25 protein-coding genes, 1 tRNA gene and 1 pseudogene are annotated in these 23,629 nt (G+C 32.7%); 16 read left to right on the plus strand and 11 right to left on the minus strand.

The window, feature by feature from the left end; all coding sequences use genetic code 11:
• Window positions 1–2: 2 nt before the first annotated feature.
• The 4 genes from AC2D6V_RS05935 to AC2D6V_RS05950 are packed head-to-tail and all read right to left on the minus strand — an operon-like array spanning window position 3 to window position 3,534.
• On the minus strand, window positions 3–737 hold the full coding sequence (locus AC2D6V_RS05935; RefSeq protein ID WP_484647140.1) for a Bax inhibitor-1/YccA family protein: 735 nt from the start codon (window positions 735–737) through the stop codon (window positions 3–5).
• On the minus strand, window positions 737–1,606 hold the full coding sequence (locus tag AC2D6V_RS05940; protein WP_484647141.1) for a hypothetical protein: 870 nt from the start codon (window positions 1,604–1,606) through the stop codon (window positions 737–739). The genes AC2D6V_RS05935 and AC2D6V_RS05940 overlap by 1 nt, the downstream gene beginning before the upstream one ends.
• A gap of 54 nt (window positions 1,607–1,660) precedes the next feature.
• Window positions 1,661–2,806, minus strand: coding sequence for a glycosyltransferase (locus AC2D6V_RS05945; RefSeq protein ID WP_484647142.1), 1,146 nt, complete (start codon window positions 2,804–2,806; stop codon window positions 1,661–1,663).
• Window positions 2,803–3,534 carry a hypothetical protein gene (locus AC2D6V_RS05950; protein WP_484647143.1) on the minus strand — a complete coding sequence of 244 codons (732 nt, stop codon included), beginning with the start codon at window positions 3,532–3,534 and terminating at the stop codon, window positions 2,803–2,805. The genes AC2D6V_RS05945 and AC2D6V_RS05950 overlap by 4 nt, the downstream gene beginning before the upstream one ends.
• A gap of 329 nt (window positions 3,535–3,863) precedes the next feature.
• On the opposite strand from AC2D6V_RS05950, the gene AC2D6V_RS05955 reads away from it, so the two are divergent.
• From AC2D6V_RS05955 to AC2D6V_RS05990, 8 genes and pseudogenes are all read left to right on the plus strand, one after another.
• Complete coding sequence (locus AC2D6V_RS05955) at window positions 3,864–4,457, plus strand: cell envelope biogenesis protein OmpA (protein WP_484647144.1); 594 nt, start codon at window positions 3,864–3,866, stop codon at window positions 4,455–4,457.
• The gene (ruvC, locus tag AC2D6V_RS05960; RefSeq protein ID WP_484647145.1) at window positions 4,450–5,007 is read left to right on the plus strand and encodes a crossover junction endodeoxyribonuclease RuvC; all 558 of its coding nucleotides are present in this window, start codon (window positions 4,450–4,452) and stop codon (window positions 5,005–5,007) included. Before AC2D6V_RS05955 ends, ruvC begins: the two co-directional genes overlap by 8 nt.
• A 211-nt stretch (window positions 5,008–5,218) precedes the next feature.
• Complete coding sequence (hemW, locus tag AC2D6V_RS05965) at window positions 5,219–6,370, plus strand: radical SAM family heme chaperone HemW (protein WP_484647146.1); 1,152 nt, start codon at window positions 5,219–5,221, stop codon at window positions 6,368–6,370.
• A 14-nt stretch (window positions 6,371–6,384) separates the two neighbouring features.
• Entirely contained in the window at window positions 6,385–7,134 is a 750-nt protein-coding gene (locus AC2D6V_RS05970; protein WP_484647147.1) for a cyclase family protein, read from the plus strand.
• Between the two features lies 1 nt (window position 7,135).
• Window positions 7,136–7,744, plus strand: a complete 609-nt coding sequence (locus AC2D6V_RS05975; protein ID WP_484647148.1) for a DUF4230 domain-containing protein — start codon at window positions 7,136–7,138, stop codon at window positions 7,742–7,744.
• Window positions 7,741–8,101, plus strand: a pseudogene (locus AC2D6V_RS05980) (MmcQ/YjbR family DNA-binding protein). Before AC2D6V_RS05975 ends, AC2D6V_RS05980 begins: the two are co-directional and overlap by 4 nt.
• Window positions 8,102–8,270: 169 nt before the next feature.
• A complete protein-coding gene (locus AC2D6V_RS05985; protein ID WP_484647149.1) occupies window positions 8,271–9,074 on the plus strand; it encodes a hypothetical protein in 804 nt (267 codons plus the stop codon).
• Window positions 9,075–9,189: 115 nt separating this feature from the next.
• Complete coding sequence (locus AC2D6V_RS05990) at window positions 9,190–9,768, plus strand: PhnA domain-containing protein (protein WP_484647150.1); 579 nt, start codon at window positions 9,190–9,192, stop codon at window positions 9,766–9,768.
• On the opposite strand, the gene AC2D6V_RS05995 is transcribed toward AC2D6V_RS05990, so the two are convergent.
• A complete protein-coding gene (locus AC2D6V_RS05995; RefSeq protein WP_484647151.1) occupies window positions 9,765–10,610 on the minus strand; it encodes an AraC family transcriptional regulator in 846 nt (281 codons plus the stop codon). The two genes, AC2D6V_RS05990 and AC2D6V_RS05995, sit on opposite strands and share 4 nt — an antisense overlap.
• 156 nt (window positions 10,611–10,766) lie before the next feature.
• On the opposite strand from AC2D6V_RS05995, the gene AC2D6V_RS06000 reads away from it, so the two are divergent.
• Genes AC2D6V_RS06000 through AC2D6V_RS06025 form a run of 6 tightly spaced genes read left to right on the plus strand, consistent with a single transcriptional unit; the run spans window position 10,767 to window position 17,584 of the window.
• On the plus strand, window positions 10,767–11,696 hold the full coding sequence (locus AC2D6V_RS06000) for a dihydrodipicolinate synthase family protein (RefSeq protein ID WP_484647152.1): 930 nt from the start codon (window positions 10,767–10,769) through the stop codon (window positions 11,694–11,696).
• A gap of 12 nt (window positions 11,697–11,708) precedes the next feature.
• Window positions 11,709–11,975 carry a DUF1272 domain-containing protein gene (locus AC2D6V_RS06005; protein WP_484647153.1) on the plus strand — a complete coding sequence of 89 codons (267 nt, stop codon included), beginning with the start codon at window positions 11,709–11,711 and terminating at the stop codon, window positions 11,973–11,975.
• Window positions 11,972–13,555, plus strand: a complete 1,584-nt coding sequence (locus tag AC2D6V_RS06010) for an aldehyde dehydrogenase (NADP(+)) (RefSeq protein WP_484647154.1) — start codon at window positions 11,972–11,974, stop codon at window positions 13,553–13,555. The genes AC2D6V_RS06005 and AC2D6V_RS06010 overlap by 4 nt, the downstream gene beginning before the upstream one ends.
• On the plus strand, window positions 13,552–15,282 hold the full coding sequence (locus AC2D6V_RS06015; RefSeq protein ID WP_484647155.1) for a DUF885 domain-containing protein: 1,731 nt from the start codon (window positions 13,552–13,554) through the stop codon (window positions 15,280–15,282). Before AC2D6V_RS06010 ends, AC2D6V_RS06015 begins: the two co-directional genes overlap by 4 nt.
• Entirely contained in the window at window positions 15,275–16,282 is a 1,008-nt protein-coding gene (locus AC2D6V_RS06020) for a 4-hydroxyproline epimerase (protein WP_484647156.1), read from the plus strand. The genes AC2D6V_RS06015 and AC2D6V_RS06020 overlap by 8 nt, the downstream gene beginning before the upstream one ends.
• 54 nt (window positions 16,283–16,336) lie before the next feature.
• Window positions 16,337–17,584, plus strand: coding sequence for an NAD(P)/FAD-dependent oxidoreductase (locus tag AC2D6V_RS06025; RefSeq protein WP_484647157.1), 1,248 nt, complete (start codon window positions 16,337–16,339; stop codon window positions 17,582–17,584).
• A gap of 5 nt (window positions 17,585–17,589) precedes the next feature.
• Here AC2D6V_RS06025 and AC2D6V_RS06030 read toward each other — a convergent pair whose 3' ends face one another.
• The 3 genes from AC2D6V_RS06030 to AC2D6V_RS06040 are packed head-to-tail and all read right to left on the minus strand — an operon-like array spanning window position 17,590 to window position 19,276.
• Window positions 17,590–18,372, minus strand: a complete 783-nt coding sequence (locus AC2D6V_RS06030) for a class I SAM-dependent methyltransferase (protein WP_484647158.1) — start codon at window positions 18,370–18,372, stop codon at window positions 17,590–17,592.
• A 1-nt stretch (window position 18,373) separates the two neighbouring features.
• A complete protein-coding gene (locus AC2D6V_RS06035) occupies window positions 18,374–18,841 on the minus strand; it encodes a GNAT family N-acetyltransferase (RefSeq protein WP_484647159.1) in 468 nt (155 codons plus the stop codon).
• A 3-nt stretch (window positions 18,842–18,844) separates the two neighbouring features.
• Entirely contained in the window at window positions 18,845–19,276 is a 432-nt protein-coding gene (locus AC2D6V_RS06040; RefSeq protein WP_484647160.1) for a YybH family protein, read from the minus strand.
• 223 nt (window positions 19,277–19,499) lie between these two features.
• On the opposite strand from AC2D6V_RS06040, the gene AC2D6V_RS06045 reads away from it, so the two are divergent.
• The gene (locus tag AC2D6V_RS06045) at window positions 19,500–19,778 is read left to right on the plus strand and encodes an STAS domain-containing protein (protein ID WP_484647161.1); all 279 of its coding nucleotides are present in this window, start codon (window positions 19,500–19,502) and stop codon (window positions 19,776–19,778) included.
• 3 nt (window positions 19,779–19,781) lie between these two features.
• Here the strand turns inward: AC2D6V_RS06045 and AC2D6V_RS06050 are convergent, their stop codons facing one another.
• The 3 genes from AC2D6V_RS06050 to AC2D6V_RS06060 all read right to left on the minus strand — a co-directional run bounded on the left by AC2D6V_RS06050 (window position 19,782) and on the right by AC2D6V_RS06060 (window position 23,321).
• The gene (locus AC2D6V_RS06050; protein WP_484647162.1) at window positions 19,782–20,882 is read right to left on the minus strand and encodes a DUF4407 domain-containing protein; all 1,101 of its coding nucleotides are present in this window, start codon (window positions 20,880–20,882) and stop codon (window positions 19,782–19,784) included.
• Between the two features lie 75 nt (window positions 20,883–20,957).
• Window positions 20,958–21,818, minus strand: coding sequence for a DMT family transporter (locus AC2D6V_RS06055; protein WP_484647163.1), 861 nt, complete (start codon window positions 21,816–21,818; stop codon window positions 20,958–20,960).
• 114 nt (window positions 21,819–21,932) lie between these two features.
• Complete coding sequence (locus tag AC2D6V_RS06060) at window positions 21,933–23,321, minus strand: dipeptidase (RefSeq protein WP_484647164.1); 1,389 nt, start codon at window positions 23,319–23,321, stop codon at window positions 21,933–21,935.
• Between the two features lie 116 nt (window positions 23,322–23,437).
• On the opposite strand from AC2D6V_RS06060, the gene AC2D6V_RS06065 reads away from it, so the two are divergent.
• Window positions 23,438–23,519 (plus strand) — tRNA-Leu (locus AC2D6V_RS06065).
• Window positions 23,520–23,629 lie beyond the last annotated feature (110 nt).

Here is a 23,629-nt window from a genome sequence, read left to right on the forward strand (position 1 = left end):
TATTAAAACCGAATAGCTAGCTTTTTCATTAGCCTTAAAACTTCAACATATTGCCAAACTAAAGAAACTAATAGCCCCCAAGTGGCAAGCCATTCTTTATATTTTGGAGATTCATTTTTGTGTTGTTCAATAAAATCGAAATCTAATAAAAATGTTAGAGAAGCAAAAATAACTGCAATAAAATTAAATATTATTGAAGGCCAAGAGGTGCCCCAAATAAAAACTTCAATTCCGAAGAAACTTAATATCCATGAAATAATGTAAATCATAAAAATGCTGGTCACTGCGTTTATAATAATGCTCCTAAGCATTTTGGTAACTACAATAATTCGTGTTTGATATAGCAGCAACATTACAACAAAAGTGACCATAGTAATACCAATAGCTTGATATGGGAAATTAGGAAATTTAGCATGTGCATATGCCGATATGCTCCCAAGAAAAAAGCCTTTTGCTGCAGCGTATAATGGAACTAATATATGTGCCCAATGTTGCCTAACAGAAATTACTAAACTAATAATAATTGACGCCAGCAAACCACCCATGGAATACCATTTTATTTCTACACCATCACCATGAAGTTTCCAAATCCCTATAGAAATAATAACGATTATGGTAATTGAAGCTAATGACTTAAGAAGAACACCAGAAACGGTCATTGTTTTCGGGGAGTTATTTTCTTCATTAAAAAAGTAATCGGTAAAAGCAGGATTAGATGTTTTTTGAAGTAAATTCATTATAAGTTAAACTTATATCCAGCAGCAAAATTTATTGGAAAATTATCGCTATTGGCAACAAACACAGAGAATAGTTCATTGTAAATAAAGGATATTACGCTGGAGTCAGACAGTCTTATATCGCTACCTATTCCGAAAATAAAAGGAACTCGAAATGCATTACTTTTAATAACCATATCACTATTATCTACTGTCATGGTGTTTTTTGAAATGGTATAAGTCGCAAATTGTGAGTTTACGTAAATATTAAATTTAGGCTTATTTATAAAACGATACCTATATCCTAGAGCTAACACAGTTGAGACATATTTGAAATCATCATTTTCTAAGGCGTGCTCAATGCTAAAAAAACCAGATTGTCTTGGCAATTCCTTTTTCTCAAATGCTTCCAATTCAACAGTAAAATAAGGTACTTTTGTGTTGTCTAGATTTTCGATAAAAGGATGATTCGTAATACCTCCAAATATACCCAATCGTACTTGGGTTTTCACTCTTTCATCTGTATAAGCATACCTTGCATGCCCCACAGAATTATAAGCTTTAATAAATTGTTTTAAGCTATAACGACTAAAACCAACTTCCTCTGTAGACATATTAGAGCCTTTTGTTAGATCGCTTAAAATATCTCTGAATTCATTGAAGTATGTGTCATCTTCATCTTTGGTGTTAATCAACTCTGTTAAGTTTTCATCATTGTCTTTAATGAAAAACCGATAGTTATCTTCTAGTTTTAAAGAAAGTAAATCTAAATTACCCTCAACTTCTAGTTTTAAAGTAAGGGATTCGCCATTAACCGCATAGTTTTCTTGAGCTAAGATGCTTTGGGAGTTAATTATTAAGATTAGCAGTAAGAGGAAAAGTCTTTTCATGCTATTTTAAGTTTTGGGTATTTGTAAATCTACTAAAAATAAATGAGATTCGGGTTATTTTTTAAAGACCCTACCTTTCCATTTATAGCTTTTGAATAATGATATAAAGGCAATATAAATAGTAAAAAAAGGATATATGATAAAACTAAAAAAGAAACTTTTTAGCACTTCTTTTTGATTAAAAAATGTAGCTGATTTATAAATTAAAAAGAAATCAATATTAAATTTAATAATTAAAATATATAGAAATACTTTGAAGCTAATCTCGTTAAAAAGCATGAGTATAAATGTGCTTATTAGTAAGCCATTCATAGCAAGAACAATTAGCCCGGTTAGCTTGGTAAACCAGCTGTTATAAGCTTTAGCTTTTGATGCCCATCGTATACGTTGTCCAATTAATAAAGACCAACTAGATTGTGCTTTTGTATGAACAATACTCTGTTCGCATTTCAAATAATTTACTTGATTAGGGTAAGTTTTAACGGCTTTTTCTAGCAGGAAAATGTCATCTCCGCTAGCAATAGAACTGTTACCTTCGAAACCGTTTAATTCATGAAATAATCCTTTTTTATAAGCCAAGTTAGCGCCATTACACAAAGAAGGTTTCTGTATCCCAAAACCACCTATAGTAACACCTTGAAGACTTAAAATGTCAAGAGTTTGAAACCTATTTAAAAAACTGTTTTCTGTAATATATTTTATTGGAGCTACAACACATTTACTCTGGGTATTTTGTATAAACTCATCAAAGCTGTCTAACCAATATTTTGGCAGAAAGCAATCGGCATCTGTGGTTATTATCCAATGGTATTTTGATTGATTTATAGCTGAGGTAATGGCATCTTTTTTTGGCGAGTTTGTAAGTCGCTCATTCTTTATTATCCTGATGTTAGTCCCAGTATTTTCATTTTTTTTCGAGATTGTATCGAGAACTTTTTCAATAATTCCTATGGATTCATCTTCAGAAGCATCATCTATAAAAATAATATCGTACATGCTCTTCGGATAGTTTAATAAAGTTATTGACTCTAATAAAACAGGTAAATTTTCAGCTTCATTTCTAAAAGGAATAATGACTGAAAAAGTAGTTTTGGGAGTTATGTCTTTCAAATAAAACGCTTTTACTTTATCAAAACCATAAACAAAGCTTCCGATAAAAATCAGGTATAAAATGATGATTATGAAGTAAACAAGTATCATATTTTAGCTATGTCTTTTGGGAGTTTGAATTTTAGAACATAATAACTTCCAATAACACTTGGGAACACAAAATTAAGCAACCACATAATCGTTATGATGCTTAAAATAGTGAGTTCATTTACGCCTAAAAAAGCAAATAAATAAACTGCCACGCTACCTTTAACAATAACATCTAAAATAAAAATAGATGGAATAATGGATGCTAATAGATACATACTAGTTATAACAATCATGGCGTCAAAGTAGTTTAAATTCACTTTAAAAATCAGCAATAGAAAATAGAACTGAAATGAAAATATAAAATATCTAATTATCGAAAAAATGAAAGTTTTTAATAATTGGATCCTTGGAAAATTTAAAACATAATCTATAATTTTTTTTAACGAATAGCCTCGAATAGTAAATGACATTTGGGTAATAAATAAACTAATAATAATTCCTATTAATAATACACCAGTTCCAAGTATTATAATTTTTGTATAATTAATTAACAATTCATATTGGTAAGCAAAAATAATAAGACCTATAAGTCCAAAGATAGAAGTAGTAGCCATTTGCATCATGTTGCCTATTAAATTTAACAATACAATCTGCTTTCTATAACTCGTTGTGTAGTACATGGCTTTTGCTCCATATTCTCCAATTCTATTTGGTGTAAATAACGAAGCTGTAAGGGATCCAAGACTTTGTTCTAACGCTTCAACAATTGTAATTTTTTTTACAATCAAAGCCAAATGTTGCCATTTTAAGATTTCGAAAAACCAATTAAAAATTGTTAAAAAGAGTAGAAAAACAATGTTTTTAAGTGAAAAAACATCATTTTTAAACAAAAAGCTAATAAAAACAGAAAAATCAAGTTGGGTGTTATTTTTTATTTTATGAATTATATAATAAAAAGCACAAACAACAATACTCATTTTAACAAGTACAAAAAAGAATTGTTTAGATTTGTATAGTAACGCGTTTTGCATATAGAGTTACAAATTAAATCATTATAAATGTTATGACCTCAAATTTTAAGACCTATAAGCTTATAATTTTTATTTTAACCTTCTTCATGATTGGATTTTCTGGATTTTCTCAGCGAGACACCAGTACCTTTAAGGCTCAAGTAGCACTTGGAGTTAATAGTCCATCTAGTGATGGTTTTGTGGATGGTTTTGAAGGGAAATCTTTAAATTTTCCAACAGTTAACTTAGGTTTACAATATATGTTTAAGCGAAATATAGGTGCAAAATTAGATTATAGTTTTAGTCGAATTTCAAATAAAGATGCAACACCAGAATTCAAGCTCAATTATTCGAGAATAAATGCCCAACTAGTTTACGACACCAGTCGAATATTGAGTTTTTTACCATCTCGAATGGGAACCTTTATACATGCTGGTCCTGGATTTTCAATGATTAAACCTTTAGGGGATTTTGGACAAAATGATGTATCGTTTTTAAATATTATGGGTGGTATGGAATTCCATTATGGTATCTCCGATAAATTGTCAATGTATTTAGATGCATCATATATGTATGCGTTTTCAGATGATTTTGATCCAATTTCAGATGGTTTTGGATCCTTCAACGGAGATATCTTAACCGTAACAATAGGCGTTTCAATTTCACTAAGCGGTTGTTATTATTGTGAACAAGATGAGTAAAGAACGTATTATTTTAGGGATTGATCCAGGAACAACCATTATGGGGTTCGGGCTTATAAAAGTGGTTGGTAAGTCTATGCAATTTGTGCAATTGAACGAATTGGATTTAAAAAAATATAGCGACCACTATTTAAAATTGAAACTAATATTTGAGCGTACAATCGAACTTATTGATACCCATCATCCGGATGAAATTGCTATTGAAGCACCTTTTTTTGGAAAGAATGTGCAAAGTATGTTGAAGCTTGGTCGTGCCCAGGGTGTTGCTATGGCGGCAGGTTTAAGTAGACAAATACCAATTACAGAATACCTACCTAAAAAAATAAAAATGGCAATTACGGGCAATGGTAATGCGAGTAAGGAGCAGGTTGCTAGAATGCTACAAAGTTTATTAAATCTTAAAACTTTACCCAAGAATTTAGACGCCACAGATGGTTTAGCGGCGGCTGTTTGTCATTTTTACAATTCTGGAAAAGTTACGGTTGGTAAAAGCTATTCTGGATGGAGTGCTTTTGTTAAGCAGAATGAAGATAAGGTTACGAAAAGTTGATTTGTTTCGTTGTTAAGTCGTTTAGCTGTCATTCCTGTGAAAGCAGGAATCCACTTTTAAATTATTGATGTGATTTATGTAAGAATTGTTTTTTTAATCCTTTTGGGTTAGAATTATAGTAAACAAAATTTAACTCTAATTTTACCACATCCATGAGTAGTTTTGTTAATAATCAATTGGCTGCGAACTGCAACTGAATACTGATAACTAAATGAGCGGCATCTACATTCATATCCCTTTTTGTAAACAAGCATGCTATTACTGTGATTTTCATTTTTCAACATCTTTAAAAAAGAAAGATGAGCTAGTTCAAGCTTTAATAAAAGAATTAGAACTGAGGAAAGGGGAATTAAATGACCAAACCATAGAAACCATATATTTTGGTGGAGGTACACCTTCTTTGTTAACTAATGAAGAATTAATGATGTTAATTAGCACCGTTTACAAAAACTATCAAGTTGGTGATAATCCAGAAATATCACTAGAAGCTAACCCAGATGACCTTTCTTCTAAACGAATAAACGATTTAGCAAATACACGAATAAACAGATTAAGTATTGGTATTCAATCCTTTTTTGAAGACGATTTAAAAAGTATGAATCGCGCTCATTCATCAGAAGAAGCTAAAAATTCCTTGTCCGTGGCGACGCAACATTTCGATAATATTACTATAGACCTTATTTATGGCATACCAAGTATGAGTCTAGAAAAGTGGAACACCAATTTAGAAATAGCTTTTAGTTTTGGTGTAAATCATATTTCAAGTTATGCTTTGACTGTAGAACCAAAAACGGCATTAGATTCTTTTATTAATAGTGGTAAATACCCGCCAATTGATGAAACTTTGGCATTAAAGCATTTTAATCATTTAGTGGAAAAAACAAATGAGGAAGGTTTTGTGCATTATGAAATTTCAAATTTTGGAAGGCCTAATTTTTTTTCAAAACACAATACTAGTTATTGGCAAGGAAAACCCTATTTAGGCATTGGTCCTTCGGCACATTCATTTAACCAAAATCAACGAAGTTGGAATGTTGCCAACAACGCAAAATATATTAAAAGTATTCAAAATAATGAATTGCCAAATACAATAGAAACGCTTTCAAAAAAAGATCAATATAACGAGTATGTTATGACCGGACTAAGAACCATTTGGGGTGTTTCGTTAAATAAAATTCAAAACGATTTTGGCAATGAGTCACTTGAGTATTTAAATAAGACTGCAGAAAAGTTCATAAATAATGGGCTACTAGTCACTTCGAGTGAAATTGATGTGAATCAAAATAGCATCGAGAAGTTAATAACTACTCAAAAAGGAAAATTTTTAGTTGATGGCATTGCTTCCGAACTATTTATGATTTGATTATATTTGGGAATATGATCGCTACAATTCAATACAATTCTAGAAAACTTCAAATAGACTTATCAAAACCATTGGATATTTCCATGCCATTAAGGGCTTCTGAAAACAATGTAAATGCATGGTATATTGAAGAACCAAAAATTGAACCAGTAAAAGATGGTGAATGGACTGCAAGTGTTAAGGATGGTGCTTGTGTAAATTTTAATAATATTTCTTTTAATCCACACGCCCATGGCACTCATACCGAATGTGTTGGTCATATAACTGAAAAAGTATATTCTATTAACCAGAATTTAAAACAGTTTTTCTTTTTAACAGAAGTAATTACTGTTGCGCCAGAGAGGCTAAATGGCGATTCTGTGATTTCTAAAAAACAACTTCAATTCGCAATTGGTAATAAAAAAAGAGAAGCGATTGTTATTCGAACCATTCCGAATATGGAAGAAAAAATAACCACACAATATTCCAATACAAACCCAACCTATTTGCTTGAAGAAGCAGCTATTTATTTGCGAGAAAAAGGGATAAAGCATTTGTTAATTGATTTACCAAGTGTTGACAAAGAAAAAGATGAATGTCAACTTTTGTCACACAATGCTTTTTGGAATACAGCGGGCAAATTGAGAATGGATGCGACTATAACCGAGTTTATTTATGTGCCAAACAATGTAATAGATGGAACTTACTTTATTAATATTCAAATAGCACCTTTTGAAAACGATGCAAGTCCAAGCAAACCAATTTTATATAAAATTATAGATTAATATGGAAGCTTTTTTAGGAATCATTATTGGAGTTTTAGTGAGTTTGGGAATTGTTACTTATTTAAAATCGATTAAGAAAAAACAACTTGTAAATTCACAATCGGTGCTGCTGCTAGACAAAATAAAAAAGGTTTGTAAGTTTATAACAGTAGAAGGCGATTTTGCCGAAATTTATCATTATGAAGATGTAAAGGCACGTTTCTTGAAACTAATCTCAAGTAAGAAAAAGGCTTTGCTGGTTATAAATGCTAAGGCTCATGTCGGGTATGATTTGTCTAAAATCGAATTAAAATCGGACGTAGGAAGAAAGAAAATTATTTTAGAGCATTTTCCACAACCTGAAATTCTTTCAATTGAAACTAATTTGAATTATTATGATAAGTCCGATGGGTTGTTCAATAAATTTGAAGCGACCGACTTATCCGATTTGCACAATGAAGCAAAAACTCATATTAAGGATAAAATCCCAGAAAGCGGATTGATTCAAATGGCACAAAAAGAAGCTTTAGAAACTATTTTACTCATGGAAACTATTGTTGAAACTATAGGGTGGCAATTGGATTATTCAGCTCTTAAAATTGAGGGTAATAAGGAAGAGTTTTTAAAATGAACATTGAGCAAATTCGAGAATATTGTTTAAGTAAAAAAGGGAGTACCGAAGATTTTCCATTTGATGAAGATACCCTTGTTTTTAAGGTGCTTGGTAAAATGTTTGCGTTAACATCTTTAAAATGGTGGGAACGAGGCGAGGCAGGTATTAATTTAAAACGTGACCCAGATTATGCTCAAGAACTTAGAGCCATATATTCTAGTATCCGTCCAGGCTATCATATGAGTAAAATACACTGGAACACTATATCTTCGAGAAGGAGAGTTGCAATCAAAGTTCATTATCGAGCTTATAGATCATTCTTATGAAATGGTTGTAAAAGGGATGCCCAAAAAACTTCGAGAAACTTTAAAGTAGAAGACTAGACTAGGTTAATTCAATTTTTTTGTTGTACATTTAAATCCCTTTAAAGAATTTTTTAATAGCGCGTAAAAATTCAACCCCATAATTTTACATTTTTGTTGCCCCTAATCTTAAAGAAGTATTGACTAATTTAAATATATTAACTTTAATTTTTAAAAACATTATGAAAACAACCAACCAATTTTTTACCGCTATCTTAGTATTACTCTTTTTATTAAGCCCAAGTGCTATTTTTGCTCAAGATGAAGAAGCTCCAAAAAGGCCAGAATACGTTACAGTAACCAAATCGTATTGGAGCAAGAATTATGAAGGATCTCCAGAAGAATGGAGAGCAACAGAGAAGGAATATATGGACAAGGTTACTAGCAAGAATGAGTATGTTGTTGGTGGATGGTATTATACCCATTTACTAACTGAGAACAGTAATGAAGTGCTTTATGTGCAAACATACCCTAATTGGGAAGCACTAGATAAAGCAGCAGCTAGAAATAGCGAATTAGAAAAAGAAGCATGGCCAGATGAAGAAGAGAGAAAAGCTTTTTTAGAGAAATTGAATTCTGCTTATTCAATGTTTCATTCAGACGAAATTTATGCTACTTTACCAGGGGCTAAGATTTTACCAGCAGCCCCAGAAGGAGATATGGTTTTATATATGCGCCAAAATAAATTAGCATATCCAGAGGATGGATCAATGGAAGAATTTAATGCACTTCGCGCAAAAATTCTAGAAAATGTTATAAATAAAAACGAATATATTAAAGGCTATTACCCAAGTATGCACGCTTGGGGATCGGATAAGAGAGATTTTAATGAAGGTATTTTAATTGATTCTTTAGACGATTTAGGCAAAATGTTTGATAGAAACATTGAGTTAATGAAAGAGGCTTTAACCGAAGAAGAAGGTAAAGCTTTAGGAAAGTACTTTAAAGGACACGGAGATTATGTATACACTGCTGTGAAACTTTAATTAAAATAGGTTTTTAAAAAAGGGTGCCAAAAGGCACCCTTTTTTATTTGTGAAAATTCAAACTTGTAGAACCTGCTATTTAACTGTAATATTGCAAAGTTAAAACCACATGATCATGAGTGTATTACAAACATTAAAAGACAGAAGCAATAATACCTGCGAATTATGTTCTTCAACCGAAAATTTAAAGCAATATACTATCCCACCTTCGTTAAACGAAAATGTGGCTAACGATATTTTAGCATGCAGCACTTGTTTTGATCAAATAAATGGTGACCTAGAAATGAATCCAAATCACTGGCGTTGTCTAAACGATAGTATGTGGAGTGAACATGTTGCAGTACAAATTATGGCATGGAGAATGTTGCAAAGACTTCGTAATGAAGGTTGGCCAAAAGATTTATTGGACATGATGTACCTAGACGATGAAGCTATGGCTTTAGCAAGAACTACAGGCGAGCACGAAGACGATTCGGCTAAAATAATTCATAGAGATTCTAACGGGGTTATTTTAAATTCTGGAGATTCTGTAGTACTTATCAAAGATTTAAAAGTGAAAGGCTCGAGTATGATAGCTAAACAAGGAACAGCTGTTAGAAATATACGCTTAGACCGTGAAAACGATAAATACATAGAAGGTAAGGTTGGAGCACAGCACATTGTAATTATAACCGATTACGTCAAAAAAACCTAATAAAGGGACTTCCTGAATTCTGAAGGATTCAAATGTTTAATCGCTTTAAATTGTCTATTAAAATTAGACATATTATTAAACCCAACTTTTTCAGCAACAGAAATTATTGATAGGTCTTTGTGAGATTTCAATATTTTGCAAGCATGTTCTATGCGTAATTCGTTTAAAAACTGAATATATGTCTTGTTAGTTCGCTTTTTAAAGTATTTGCAAAAAGCATTTTTGGTCATATTAGCGACTTCAGCAATAGTGTCTAAAGAAATATCATCTTCAAAATAATTCATAGTATATTCAAATACATTACGCATTCTTTGCCCTTCATTAGTAGAATATGATTTATCATAAATAAAAGAAGATAAACTTTTGTAATTTGCTCTTGAGCATATTTTTATGAGTTGAAGCAAGGTTAAAAATTGATCAAATTTGTTAGCGTTTTCAAGTTGATAAAACAATTTTTTAATTAATTGATTTTTAGAGGTAAGCCTGAAACCAAACTTAGAACGTTTAAAGAATGGTTGTAATTCTTTCAATTCTTCTAATTCGAAAAAACGAGATCCAAATGACGACTTCGTAAAAAACAAAGACAGCATATGGGAGTTTTTCGCATTTTTAAGGTCGCTTTTAAATACATGTGCAATATTACTTCCTAGAATAATGATATCATCCTTCGTGTAATAATTTATTTTGTCTCCTACTATTAGAGTGCCTTCTCCTTCAAGAACCAAACTTATTTGAATTTCATCATGCTGGTGTAACTTATCATAAAAAGCAGCCCCCTCATCAACTTGAAAAATGAAAGAATCGTATTCAGGTTTGGGTATTTTAAATGGTAAAACTTTCAATTAATATAATTTAAATCGTTCTTAAAAATACATAAATAATATTCACAAATATTAATATTCACTTAAAAATGGATAATATAATATTGAAATTGAATAATAAAACATGCTTAGTAAAGTTGAAACAAAAGTAATTTTACGGTATCAAAAATTTAGTATATGAGTATTCAATGGAAAGGGGTAATGCCCGCAGTTACAACACCGTTCACAGTAAACGATGAATTAGATTTAGAGTTGTTTAAAGTAAATATCAAGGCGCAATTAAAAGCAGGTGTACATGGTATTGTTTTAGGAGGTACTTTGGGAGAAGCCAGTACCTTAACAGATTTAGAACGAAGAATATTAACCCGAGAAGCCGTTAAGATTGTTGATGGGCAAGTGCCAGTTTTAATGAATATTGCTGAACAAACTACCAAAGCAGCTATTATTTTGGCAAGAATTGCTGAAGAAGATGGAGCCAAGGGACTTATGATGTTGCCACCCATGCGTTATAATGCTAGTGATGCTGAGGTTGTAGAATATTTTAAAACTGTTGCTAATAGTACGTCTTTACCAATTATGATTTATAACAATCCTGTAGATTATAAAATTGAGGTGACACTAGATATGTTTGATGAGCTGTTAGAGAGTTGTCCTAATATTCAAGCTGTAAAAGAGTCTACTAGAGACACCACCAATATTACAAGAATTAAGAATAGGTTTGGCGACAGATTAGCAATTCTGTGTGGCGTAGATACTATAGCTTTAGAAAGTTTGTTAATTGGCGCCGATGGATGGGTAGCTGGTTTGGTAGACGCCTTTCCTGCTGAAACAGTGGCTATTTACGAGTTGCAAAAAGTTGGTCGAATAGAAGAAGCTCTTACTATTTACCGCTGGTTTATGCCCTTGCTAGAATTAGATATTAATCCTAAATTAGTACAATATATTAAGTTAGCATCTCAATTTACAAATATTGGATCGGAATATGTTCGAGCGCCTAGATTAGTTTTAAAAGACCAAGAAAGGGAAGCAATAATTGCAATTATAGAACATGGCTTAAAAACAAGGCCAACGCTTCCAGAATATAAAAGATTGAACGTCTTTGCATAAAATTAAGATAACATGTTAGAAATACGTCCTTCTTGCGAACATTGTAATAAATTGCTGCCCTTTAATTCTGAAGAAGCCATGATTTGCACATTTGAATGTACCTTCTGTAAGGATTGTATAGAAACGATTTTACATCGTGTTTGCCCAAATTGTGGTGGAGGTTTTGTGCCACGTCCTATTAGACCAAAAGCCTCGTTAAGCAAATATCCAGTATCGACGAAAATAATTCATAAACCTGTGGATATTGAAGCACATTTAAAAAGAATAAATAAAAAATGATATCAGGTAAAAACTATATAGGAAACCAGCAATCTGCAAAAGGGAATGAAACGTATAAAACATTCAATCCAGAATTGAATATTGAAAACGAAAATATTTTCACGCAAGCAAATGATGAAGAAATAAATGAATCTGTAGCACTTGCAACAGAAGCTTTTAAGATTTATAGAACAATCTCTGGTGCTAAAAAGGCAGAATTTCTTAATACAATTGCCGATGAAATTTTAGAACTTGACGATACATTAATTCAAACATATTGCTCTGAAACAGGTTTGCCAGAAGGAAGAGCGAAAGGAGAACGAGGAAGGACGGTTGGCCAATTAAGATCATTTGCTAATTTAGTTTTAGAGGGCTCTTGGGTAGAAGCGACTATTGATGCTGCTCAACCAGAACGTAAGCCTATGCCAAGGTCAGATATTCGTAAAATGATGGTGCCTTTAGGACCAATAGTAGTTTTTGGAGCCAGCAATTTCCCATTAGCTTACTCTACTGCAGGAGGGGACACAGCTGCTGCACTTGCTGCTGGTTGTCCAGTTATTGTAAAGTCGCATCCTATGCATGCTGGAACAGGCAAATTAGTAGCTTCTGCAATAATAAAAGCAGTAAAAAAAACAGGCATGCCTAATGGTGTCTTTTCAAATTTGAATAGCAAAGGAATAGATGTTGGGGTGCAATTGGTTAAACATCCTGGAGTAAAAGCAATAGGATTTACAGGAAGCATCAATGGTGGGCGAGCATTGTATAATCTGGCTGCTGAGCGTGAAGAGCCTATTCCCGTATTTGCAGAAATGGGCAGTGTAAACCCGGTAATTATGCTTCCAGAAGCTATTAAAAATAGAGATGAAACCTTGGCGAAAACCTATGCTAGTTCTATTACTTTAGGAACTGGGCAATTTTGTACAAATCCTGGTTTGCTTTTTGGAATTAAAAGCGAAAGTCTGAGCAAGTTTATAAAAAGTCTTTCCGAAGAAATTGTAAAGATAGAACCAACTTGTATGCTACATCCTAATATTATTGGAGCTTATAAAGCTAAAAAAGCAAAAGCAATAAACCAATCTAATTTGGTAGTTGTTGCAGATTATGAAGGAAATGTAAAATCTAATTATGCAAGACAAGCAATTTTAGCAGTAGATGGAGAAGTGTTTTTAGCGAATCCAACATTGCATCAAGAAGTTTTTGGCCCTTTTTCGATGGTGGTTGAATGTGAAAACGCGAATCAATTAAAACAAATTATTTCTAAATTAGAAGGGCAATTAACGGGAACTATAATTGCAGAAAATGATGAAGCTTCAAATTATGGCGACGTCATTTCAGCATTACAAAACAGAGTAGGACGCATTATATACAATGGAGTTCCAACTGGTGTTGAGGTTTGCCCATCTATGGTACATGGAGGCCCTTATCCCGCTTCTACAGATAGCCGTTTTACAGCTGTCGGTATTCATTCTATAAAGCGGTGGGTGAGACCATTTAGCTATCAGGATTGGCCTAATAAACTACTTCCAGATGAACTTAAAAATGAAAACCCTTTAGGTATTTCAAGACTCGTTAATAATGTTCAAACCCAAGACACTATATGAAGTATTTTAATTTAATTTCAATATTGACACTGCTATTCATTTTTGGATGTGAAAAAGAAAAAACTGAAAACACATCTCTGGAATTAGATAAAATTATTAAGAGTTATCAAGATTATGAGGGATATGATAAAAAAGCTTATCCCTTAGGAATTTTTACTAAAGCACATTACAAATCTCAAGCAGAATTTGCACAAAAAAAATTGGATGAGCTTACACAAATTAATTTAAAGAATTTAAGCGAAACCGATCAAATTTCAGCAGAGCTTTTAGACTTTATCCTAAAGGATCAAATTAGTTATTATGAGTTTGAACAATATTTAAATCCGTTATTATCAGACGCAGGATTCCACAACAATCTAACTTACGGGGTACGACCTTTAAATGATTATTTTCAAGTGAGACAATACTTGAACAAACTAAATGCACTACCAGTTTTTGTCAATCAACATTTGGAAAATCTTCGGGAAGGTTTAGAAAAAGGGGTATCTCAACCATTAGTTATTTTTAAAGGCTATGAGTCCACATATAATGATAATATAGTAGAAAATTATGAAGAGAGTTATTACTATTCCCCATTTAAAAAATTGCCTTCAGGTTTAACTAAAACTCAAAAAGATTCTGTGCTAACCGCAGCAAAAGAAGCTATTGAAATTAATGTAACACCTCAATTTAAAAGGATTAAGGTCTTTTTTGAAACAGAATTTTTTCCAAATACAAGAACTAGTTTAGGAGTTTCTGAAACTCCGAATGGAAAATCATTTTATCAAAACCGAATTAACTTTTATACAACAAGTACAGAATTTACAGCTGATGACATTCATCAAATAGGACTCCAAGAGGTTGCTCGCATCAAAGGTGAAATGGAGCAGATTATTGGAAATTTAAACTTTAAAGGAAGCTTTGTAGATTTCTTCCATTTTTTAAGAACTGATGAGCAATTTTACGCCAAAACTCCGGAGCAATTGTTAATGATAGCAAGAGATATGGCTAAACGTGCAGATGCACAATTGCCGCAGTTTTTTAAAACATTACCAAGAAAACCATATGGTGTCGCACCCGTACCAGACGCTATTGCTCCTAAATACACTAGTGGACGTTATATTCCTACTTCAAAGGAAAGTACAGAACCAGGTTATTATTGGGTAAATACTTATGATTTACCAAGTAGAACTTTATATACATTACCAGCTCTAACGGTTCATGAAGCGGTTCCGGGACATCACTTACAAGGTAGTTTAAATAATGAATTAGGAGATAGCATTCCTAAGTTTAGAAAGAATTTATATTTATCTGCTTATGGTGAAGGTTGGGGATTATATTCAGAATTTTTAGCTAACGAAATGGGTATGTATAGAACACCATATGAACAATTTGGAAAGTTAACTTATGAAATGTGGAGAGCTTGCCGATTGGTAGTAGACACAGGAATTCATGCAAAAGGTTGGACTCGGGAACAAGTTATCGATTATATGTCTTCAAATACAGCACTGTCATTACATGAAATAAACACAGAAACAGATCGCTATATTTCATGGCCAGGGCAAGCTTTGTCATATAAAATTGGCGAATTGAAAATTAGAGAATTACGAAAGAAAGCAGAAGTTGAATTGGGAGTGAAATTCGATATTCGAGAGTTTCATGAAGTTATTTTAGAACAAGGTACAGTGACTTTAGCAATTCTTGAAAAAAGAATAAATGCCTATATCCAACATCAACAAAATGAGTAAATCAACTTTCATTTGCATTGATGCCCATACTTGTGGTAACCCTGTTAGACTAATTAAAGAAGGAGGCCCAAAACTGGTTGGTAAATCAATGAGTGAAAAACGCCAGCATTTTTTGAAGGATTTTGATTGGATTCGTAAAGGCTTAATGTTCGAACCTCGAGGGCATGACATGATGAGTGGGAGTATTTTATATCCACCACATGACTCAGATAACGATTTAGCTGTTCTTTTTATTGAAACATCAGGTTGTCTACCAATGTGTGGACATGGTACTATTGGAACCATAACAATTGTGATTGAAGAAGGCTTAATTACGCCTAAAAAACCTGGAAAAATAAAAATGGAGACTCCTGCAGGCCTAGTTGAAATCGACTACCAACAAATTGGTAATAAAGTAGATTGGGTAAAGCTCACTAACGTAAAAAGTTATTTGGCTTCAGAAGGATTAACTATCACATGTTCACAATTAGGGGAATTAATATTTGATGTAGCCTATGGTGGAAATTTCTATGCAATTATAGATCCCCAAGAAAATTTTGCTGGAGTTCAAGAGTTTAAAGCAAGTGAGCTAGTTCAATATTCACAGGTAATTAGAGATAGAATTAACAAGAGATATCCAGATATATTTATTCACCCTGAAGATAAAACTATTAATGGAGTTTCGCACTTACTTTGGACAGGTAACCCAATTGATTCAAGCTCTTCTGGCAGAAATGCTGTTTTTTATGGGGATAAAGCAATTGATAGAAGCCCCTGTGGCACAGGGACATCAGCTAGAATGGCACAATTACATGCGAAAGGAAAGCTTAAAAAGGGAGAAGAATTTATTCATGAAAGTTTTATTGGTAGTAAGTTTATAGGTTGTGTTGAAAAAGAAGTAACTTTAGATGGGAAACCTGCAATTATTCCCAGTATAAAAGGATGGGCAAGAATATATGGGCATAATATAATTACAATAAATGATGATGATCCTTATGCCCATGGCTTTCAAGTGATTTAATGCGAAGCGTTAAATCATCCCAAACTTGTTTCGGGATCTATTACAATTATTTAAATGAGTAAAAAAGTTATAATTATAGGAGGTGGAATAATTGGACTGTGCTCCGCATATTATCTTCATAAGGAAGGTCATGATGTTACCATAGTTGATCAATCTAATATGGCCGAAGGTGCTTCTTATGTGAATGCTGGATATTTATCACCAAGTCATATAATTCCGTTAGCAGCTCCAGGGGTTATGAAGAAAGGACTAAAATGGATGTTCGATACGACAAGTCCACTCTACATAAAACCACGCTTCAATTCAGATTTTATAAGATGGGTATGGGCATTTAATAAATCGTGTAGTGTAAAACATGTTAAAAAAGCGATTCCAAATATTAAGAGCATATCACTTTTAAGTCAGGAGTTGTACGATAATATTAAGCGAGATGAAAAGTTTTCATTTCATTATGATAAGAAAGGCTTATTAATGCTTTGCAAGACAGAACGCATGATGGAGGAAGAAATTATAACGTCACACATTGCTAATTCTGAAGGATTAAATGCAGTGGTTCTGAATAAAGAAGAGTTAAGCAAAGTAGAACCTGATGCGAAAATTTCAGTTCTAGGAGCGGTACTTTATAAATGCGATTATCATACAACGCCAAGTGAGTTTATGAAGGAAATGAAATCCTATTTAGAATCAGTTGGGGTTACGTTCTATAAAAATGAAAGGGTTGTAGACCTAGAGATATCGAATAATAAAGTGTCATCGATTAAGACAAACAAACAAACTTTAAATGCCGATGAGTTTGTTTTGGCAGCTGGTTCTTGGTCTCATATATTAAGCAAAAAAATAGGATTAAACTTGTTACTTCAGGCAGGAAAAGGATATAGAATTAATACAACCCAATCTACAGGAATAACCGTGCCTGCTATATTAACTGAAGCTAAAGTTGCAGTTACCCCAATGAATGGTTTTACGCGATTTGCTGGAACAATGGAAATTGCGGGGATTAATAATAATATAAACAAAACAAGGGTTGAAGCTATTGCTAGTGCCGCTTCGCAATATTATCCAGATACTGTTTTGAATTCTTCAGAAAAAAATGAAGCTGCATCAGGGTTACGTCCAGTATCACCAGATGGGTTACCATATATAGGAAAATCTTCAAAATGTAAAAATTTAACTTTTGCAACTGGTCATGCTATGATGGGGTGGAGTATGGGAACAGCTACGGGTAAAATAGTTTCAGAAATAATTTCGGACAGAAAAGCATCTATTAAAATTGATGCTTTTCATCCCGACAGAAAGTTTTAATAGAATTACTTTCTAGCTACTACAAACAAATAATCACCGTTATTATTTTCATAGGATTTAATAATATCTTGGATGGTATTGTTATCTATATCTTGTCTCATTTGTTCTAACCCTTTGTCTACTTCTTTTTTGTTGGAAAGTGAAGAAAACGAAGAGATTCCATGACGTATTTTAGCATCGAAATACAGTTCAGGATTATGTTTACCGCTGTAAAGAAATAAATCTTTTAAATCAGATTTTATAGTGTATTTTTCTGGTTTAATGGATTTAAAACCAGTGTTAAGCATAGCATGAGAAACAGATTTTAAGGTTGGCATTTGTTTAATAGAATCATTTAGCATTTTTGGAAAGTAATGATTTAGCCAATAGCCTTTCATTTGATTAGGAGTGGAAGTGAAAATAACAATATTACCATTTGGTTTTAGAATACTATATAATTCTTTAAAACCTTTTTCTAAATTCCCCCAATGGTGTATGGTTAAACTTCCTATTATACCATCTATACTTTCAGGTTTTAAACCTGTGCTTTCGGCAGATCCAATCTTCCAAACAATGTTACTTTTACTACTTTGTGCAATGTCTAGCATCTGTTTAGATGGGTCTATACCTATAAAACAAAAACCTTTATTAGCAAACTCTTTTGTGTAATTACCAGTTCCGCATCCTATGTCTAAATATTGCTTTCCTAGTTTAGGATTTAAAAGCTTAATAAACCTCTCAGCTATATATGGGTCTGCTTTTCTTGTAAGATTGTAATTATTCCCTATTTTATCATATTTAGTGCACATCTTAATCGTCTTTTAAATTAAGACGCATAGTTATCATATGCTTTTTGAATCCTGCTTTTTCATAGGCTTTAATAGCGGGAAGATTGTCTTGATAAACATCTAGTCTTATTTCAAAAACACCTTTTTCTTTACACCATTGCAAAAGGGCATCCACAATAAGTTTGTTTAATTGTTTGCCTCTATGTTTTTCGGAAACATACATAAATCCAAGATAACCATGTTTTGTATGTCTTAAATAATGTCTATCTGGTTTTATCTTGGCATAACCAGATGCTACAATGGTATTGTCAATTTTTACTACAAAAACATCCGAGTTAGGACTATTAATCAATTCAGAAATATCATAATAGGTGATGTTTCCTGATTTAATTGTCGGGTCAAAAGGTCTTTCCGCTTCAATAACGCCTTGTTCAAAGTCCAATAAAATTGGAAGATCTTCCGCAGTTGCTTTTCTAACTATTGATGCCATGACTTAGCAAGATGTATCTGCAATAATTTTCCATTCGCCATCTATTTTCTTGAAAATAATCATGAAAATTCCGTTAGCATCTCCAACACTTCGTTTTAGAAAGAATTCGCCCATAACGTAGTAAGCATCATTAGTAATTTTACTAATTGCATTAATTTTAAAATCTAATATTCCTGTGTGTTCTTTTGTAGGATAGCCTTTTTTGTAGTTTTCTAATGTATTTTTCCAACCATGAGTAATGCCATTTGCTCCATAGAATTTTAATGAATCGCTTTTCCAGTAGCCACCCATAAATGCTTCTATGTTGCCATTCGACCATGATTTTCGTTGAGATTCGAGAACAGCTAGAATAGCTTCAGTATCCTGATTACTGGTTGTTTGGGCATTTAAGTTAAAACATATAATTGAAACGAATATTATTAAAAAAGCTCTCATATTTAATGATGTTTAATTAAAAATTTAAAACTATTTAAATGTAATAAATCTAAATTTATAATGAGCCATAAAAAGCTTATACTGAGGCTAAGTCCTCATTTTATCAGATGAGTATTCCGTTTGTCGAAAAAATTATGCGTAATCGATTATTATGTCTATATTTGATTGATAGTCAAAATATTACACTCCCTAAGTCTAATGTTTAACCTAATAATTATGTTATATGAATCTTAGAATAACCAGCTATGGGAATTTTTTAAAAATTAAGGGCGTTCTAAATAAACGAAATGTGCATCAATTTAGAAATGAACTTCAGCGCATGCTTGAACGCGAGAATAGTATTGTTATAAATGTTGAAGGTGTGGAGCACATTGACCGTTATGGAATAAGAGCGGTGTTAGAATTACACAAAGAATCTGTTAAGAACCATAAAAATATTTCTATTATTGGAAGTGGTCCCACAAGTTTATACAATAAGTTTAAATCGGAAAATGCGGCCTAATTTCTAAAGCGCATTTTTTTGTTTTTTATAAAAGGCATCTGCTTGAAGTTGCATTAGCTCTCTAGCTTTTTTGCGTTTATAATTATAGAGTTCATCTTCTTGTTTTATGTCTTCATAAATACGATCATTAATCGCATAATCTGTTTTTAATAATGCTTCTCTTTGGTTTTTATTTTGAAGAACATTTGTTTTTACTGCAGTTTCTTGATCTTCCAATTTAAAATCGTAAGCGCCTTTTGGCGACAATAATTTCGCGAATATTGGAGACGTTTCAATAGCCAAAAATAGTAGGAATATGAATAAAGATGGTAGCCATGGAAGTTCATTTAAGGCATTAACTCTTGCCATTAAACCATCAAAACTATTAATGATTGGTTGCGTGTTTACAACCTGTGCTTCATAATCCCCTTTTAAATTTGCAATTTGAGAATTTGCTTCCAATATTTTGGCTTTGTTTTCCGCTTTTAGCTCTTGTAATTCGGCAAGTAGAGCATCGTGTTTCTCACGTTTCTCTTTATATACAGGACCTTTACCTAATAGTTTAGTGCCGGCAGTCCCTTCTGCTTCGGCGATGTAGGTATCATATAATTGATTTACTTCTGCTTCCTTAGTATCTATTTGCTGTTTTAATGAAACAATATCATTATTTAGCGCAACGATGGCGGGCGTAAATTGTTCGGCAATTTGATTTTTATTAGCAAGAGTTAACTTGTTTTTTTGCTCAAGTAAAACTTGATTTATTTCTTTTTCAAAAATCTTTAATTCAAGTGGTTTAGAAATTACAATAGCAATAATGATTGCTAAAAGTATTCTTGGAGATGCCTGCATTAATTCGTCTATGACATTTCCTGTTTTTTTTATAGTTGAAACAATATAGCGATCTAAATTAAAAATAAGTAAACCCCAAATTAGTCCAAAAAATATAGCCGTGTATAGATTGTCGAAAACAGTATAGAGGGCATAGCTAGCAGCAATGAATGCCATTACTGCTGTAAAAAAAACAGTAGCACCTATGCCAGCATATTTATTTTGTTCGCCAGTGGAACAGTCTTTTAAAAGATCGGTGTCTGCACCAGAGCAAATTATGAAGAATTGCTTTAACATGATTTGATTGTTTTTGATTGATTGACTATTAGAACGTTAAACCGGGCGATTTGTTACATAGAAAAGGAGGAAAGTTTATCTTTTCTTTGATCTAATACTTTCAATTACAACTGTGGCAAGTATTAAAGAGCCACCAATAAAGGTATTTAACGTTGGTATTTCTTTTAGGAAAATAAATGCCAGTATAATTCCTAAAATTGGCTGTAAACTAACAACTATACTTGCTGTAGTAACCGAAAAATATTTTAGGCTATGTATAAATAATGAGTGACCAATAGCTGTAGTCAATAAAGCTAAAATTATAACATACGGAAATTGAGTTTTTATAGTTGATGTGTCCATTATAAACATGACAGGAACTAATAAAATTGTAAGCATAATTGTTTGATGCAACATAAGTACAGTGCCATTATAATGTTTTATATGACGTTTTAAAATGAGATTGCGAATAGCATAGCAAAGTGCAGATAATAACCCAAATAAAAGCCCTTTTATATATGAATTCTCTATGTTAAAATCAGGAGATAGAATATAAATTCCAGCGAGAACCATTGCACCTAAAATAATATGGATGGGGTCTAGTTTTGTTTTTGAAAAAACTGGCTCTAACATGGCCGTTATAACAGGAAACGTGAATAGTGATAACATACCTATGGCTACATTAGAAAGTTTAAGTGCGTAGAAATAGGTAATCCAATGCCCGCCCATAAAAAGAGCACTTAAAATTAATGTAGGAATGTCTTTTTTAGATTTAAGGTCTAAATTAATTCTTTTATAACGACAATAAATGAATAAGAATAATGCCCCTAATGAACTTCGCCACCATACCACTACTGGTGTTGGCATATCTATAAATTTACCTAAGACACCAGAAGTACTTATAAAAAGTGTTGCAAGTAATAGTAATAAAAGTTGATTACTGTGTTGGTTTTTCATAGGCATTGCTGACCTGTGCTAAGGATTAAAATCCTTTTACTTAGCTCAGGATAAATTCAATTCTTTTGCTTTTTTGTAAAAGTTATAGTGAAAATCGTGGTAACACCCCCAAATCTATTGAGAGAATTCTGTAAAATATTTATAAAAGTAAGGGATGGTTTCGATGCCTTTTAAATAATTCCAAATCCCGAAATGCTCGTTAGGAGAGTGAATGGCATCACTATCTAAACCAAAGCCCATTAAAATAGTTTTACTTTTTAATTCCTGCTCGAAAAGCGATACTATTGGAATACTCCCACCACTGCGTTGAGGGATAGGTGTTTTACCAAATGTGTCTTTATAAGCTTTACTTGCCGCCTTGTAACCAATACTATCTATAGGTGTTACATAACCTTGACCACCATGATGTGGTGTTACTTTAACTTTTACACCCTTTGGAGCTATATTTTCGAAATGAGTTTTAAATAGTTGGGTGATTTCTTTCCAATCTTGATGAGGTACTAACCTCATGGATATTTTAGCAAAAGCTTTACTTGCAATAACAGTTTTAGCGCCTTCGCCTATGTAACCACCCCATATCCCATTAACATCTAAGGTTGGTCTTATAGAATTGCGCTCGTTAGTTGTATAACCTTTTTCACCATAAACAGACTCAATATCTAAAGCGTTTTTATAATTGTTTAAATTAAAAGGTGCTTTAGCCATTTCTGCTCGTTCATCTTTTGAGAGTTCTTCAACCTTATCATAAAATCCGGGGATGGTAATATGATTATTTTCATCGTGTAAGGATGCTATCATTTTGGTTAATATATTGATTGGGTTCGCCACTGCACCACCATATAAACCAGAATGTAAATCGCGATTTGGTCCAGTAACTTCAACTTCAACATAGCTTAAACCTCGCAAGCCGGTTGTTATTGATGGAACATCTGGAGCAATCATACCTGTATCAGAAATAAGAATAACATCATTCTTTAGTTTGTCGTGATTATTTTTAACAAATGTTGCAAGGTTTGCACTTCCAACTTCTTCTTCGCCTTCAATCATAAATTTGACATTGCAAGGTAATTGGTTGGTAGATGTCATAAACTCCATAGCTTTTACATGCATATACATTTGCCCTTTATCATCACAAGCACCACGTGCGAATATGGCCCCATCAGGATGTATTTCTGTATTTTTAATAACAGGTTCAAACGGAGGGGAATGCCATAAATCTAATGGGTCTGGTGGTTGTACATCGTAATGACCATATACTAGAACAGTTGGCAAGTTTTTATCAATTGTTTTTTCACCGTAAACAATGGGGTATCCATTTGTATCACATACCTCGACAGTATCACATCCAGCTTTTTCTAAGCTAATTTTAATGGCTTCGGCTGTATTTAATACATCTTTTTCAAATGTTGAATCTGCACTTATGGATGCAATCTTAAGTAGTTCGATAAGCTCATTTAAAAATCGGTCTTTGTGGGTTTCAATATAAGTTTTAACATTATTCATAAAGCGATAATATGGTTTCCTTCAAAAGTATAAAAAAGAATGTTTTTAAGGCTCATTAAGTTTGCAATTTAAAAATCTTGTTTATATTTGCATCCCGATATTTATCGGGACTAATAGCGGGCGTGGTGGAATTGGTAGACACGCTAGACTTAGGATCTAGTGCAGCAATGTGTGGGAGTTCGAGTCTCCCCGCCCGCACTGTAAAGGAAAAGCATCTCAATTTTGAGATGCTTTTTTTATTTATAATTTAACACATTTTATTGTAACATTTTTAGTGTTAGCAAGTCTTCTAAACAACGACTAAACCA

The organism is Algibacter sp. YIN40, from assembly GCF_057219435.1.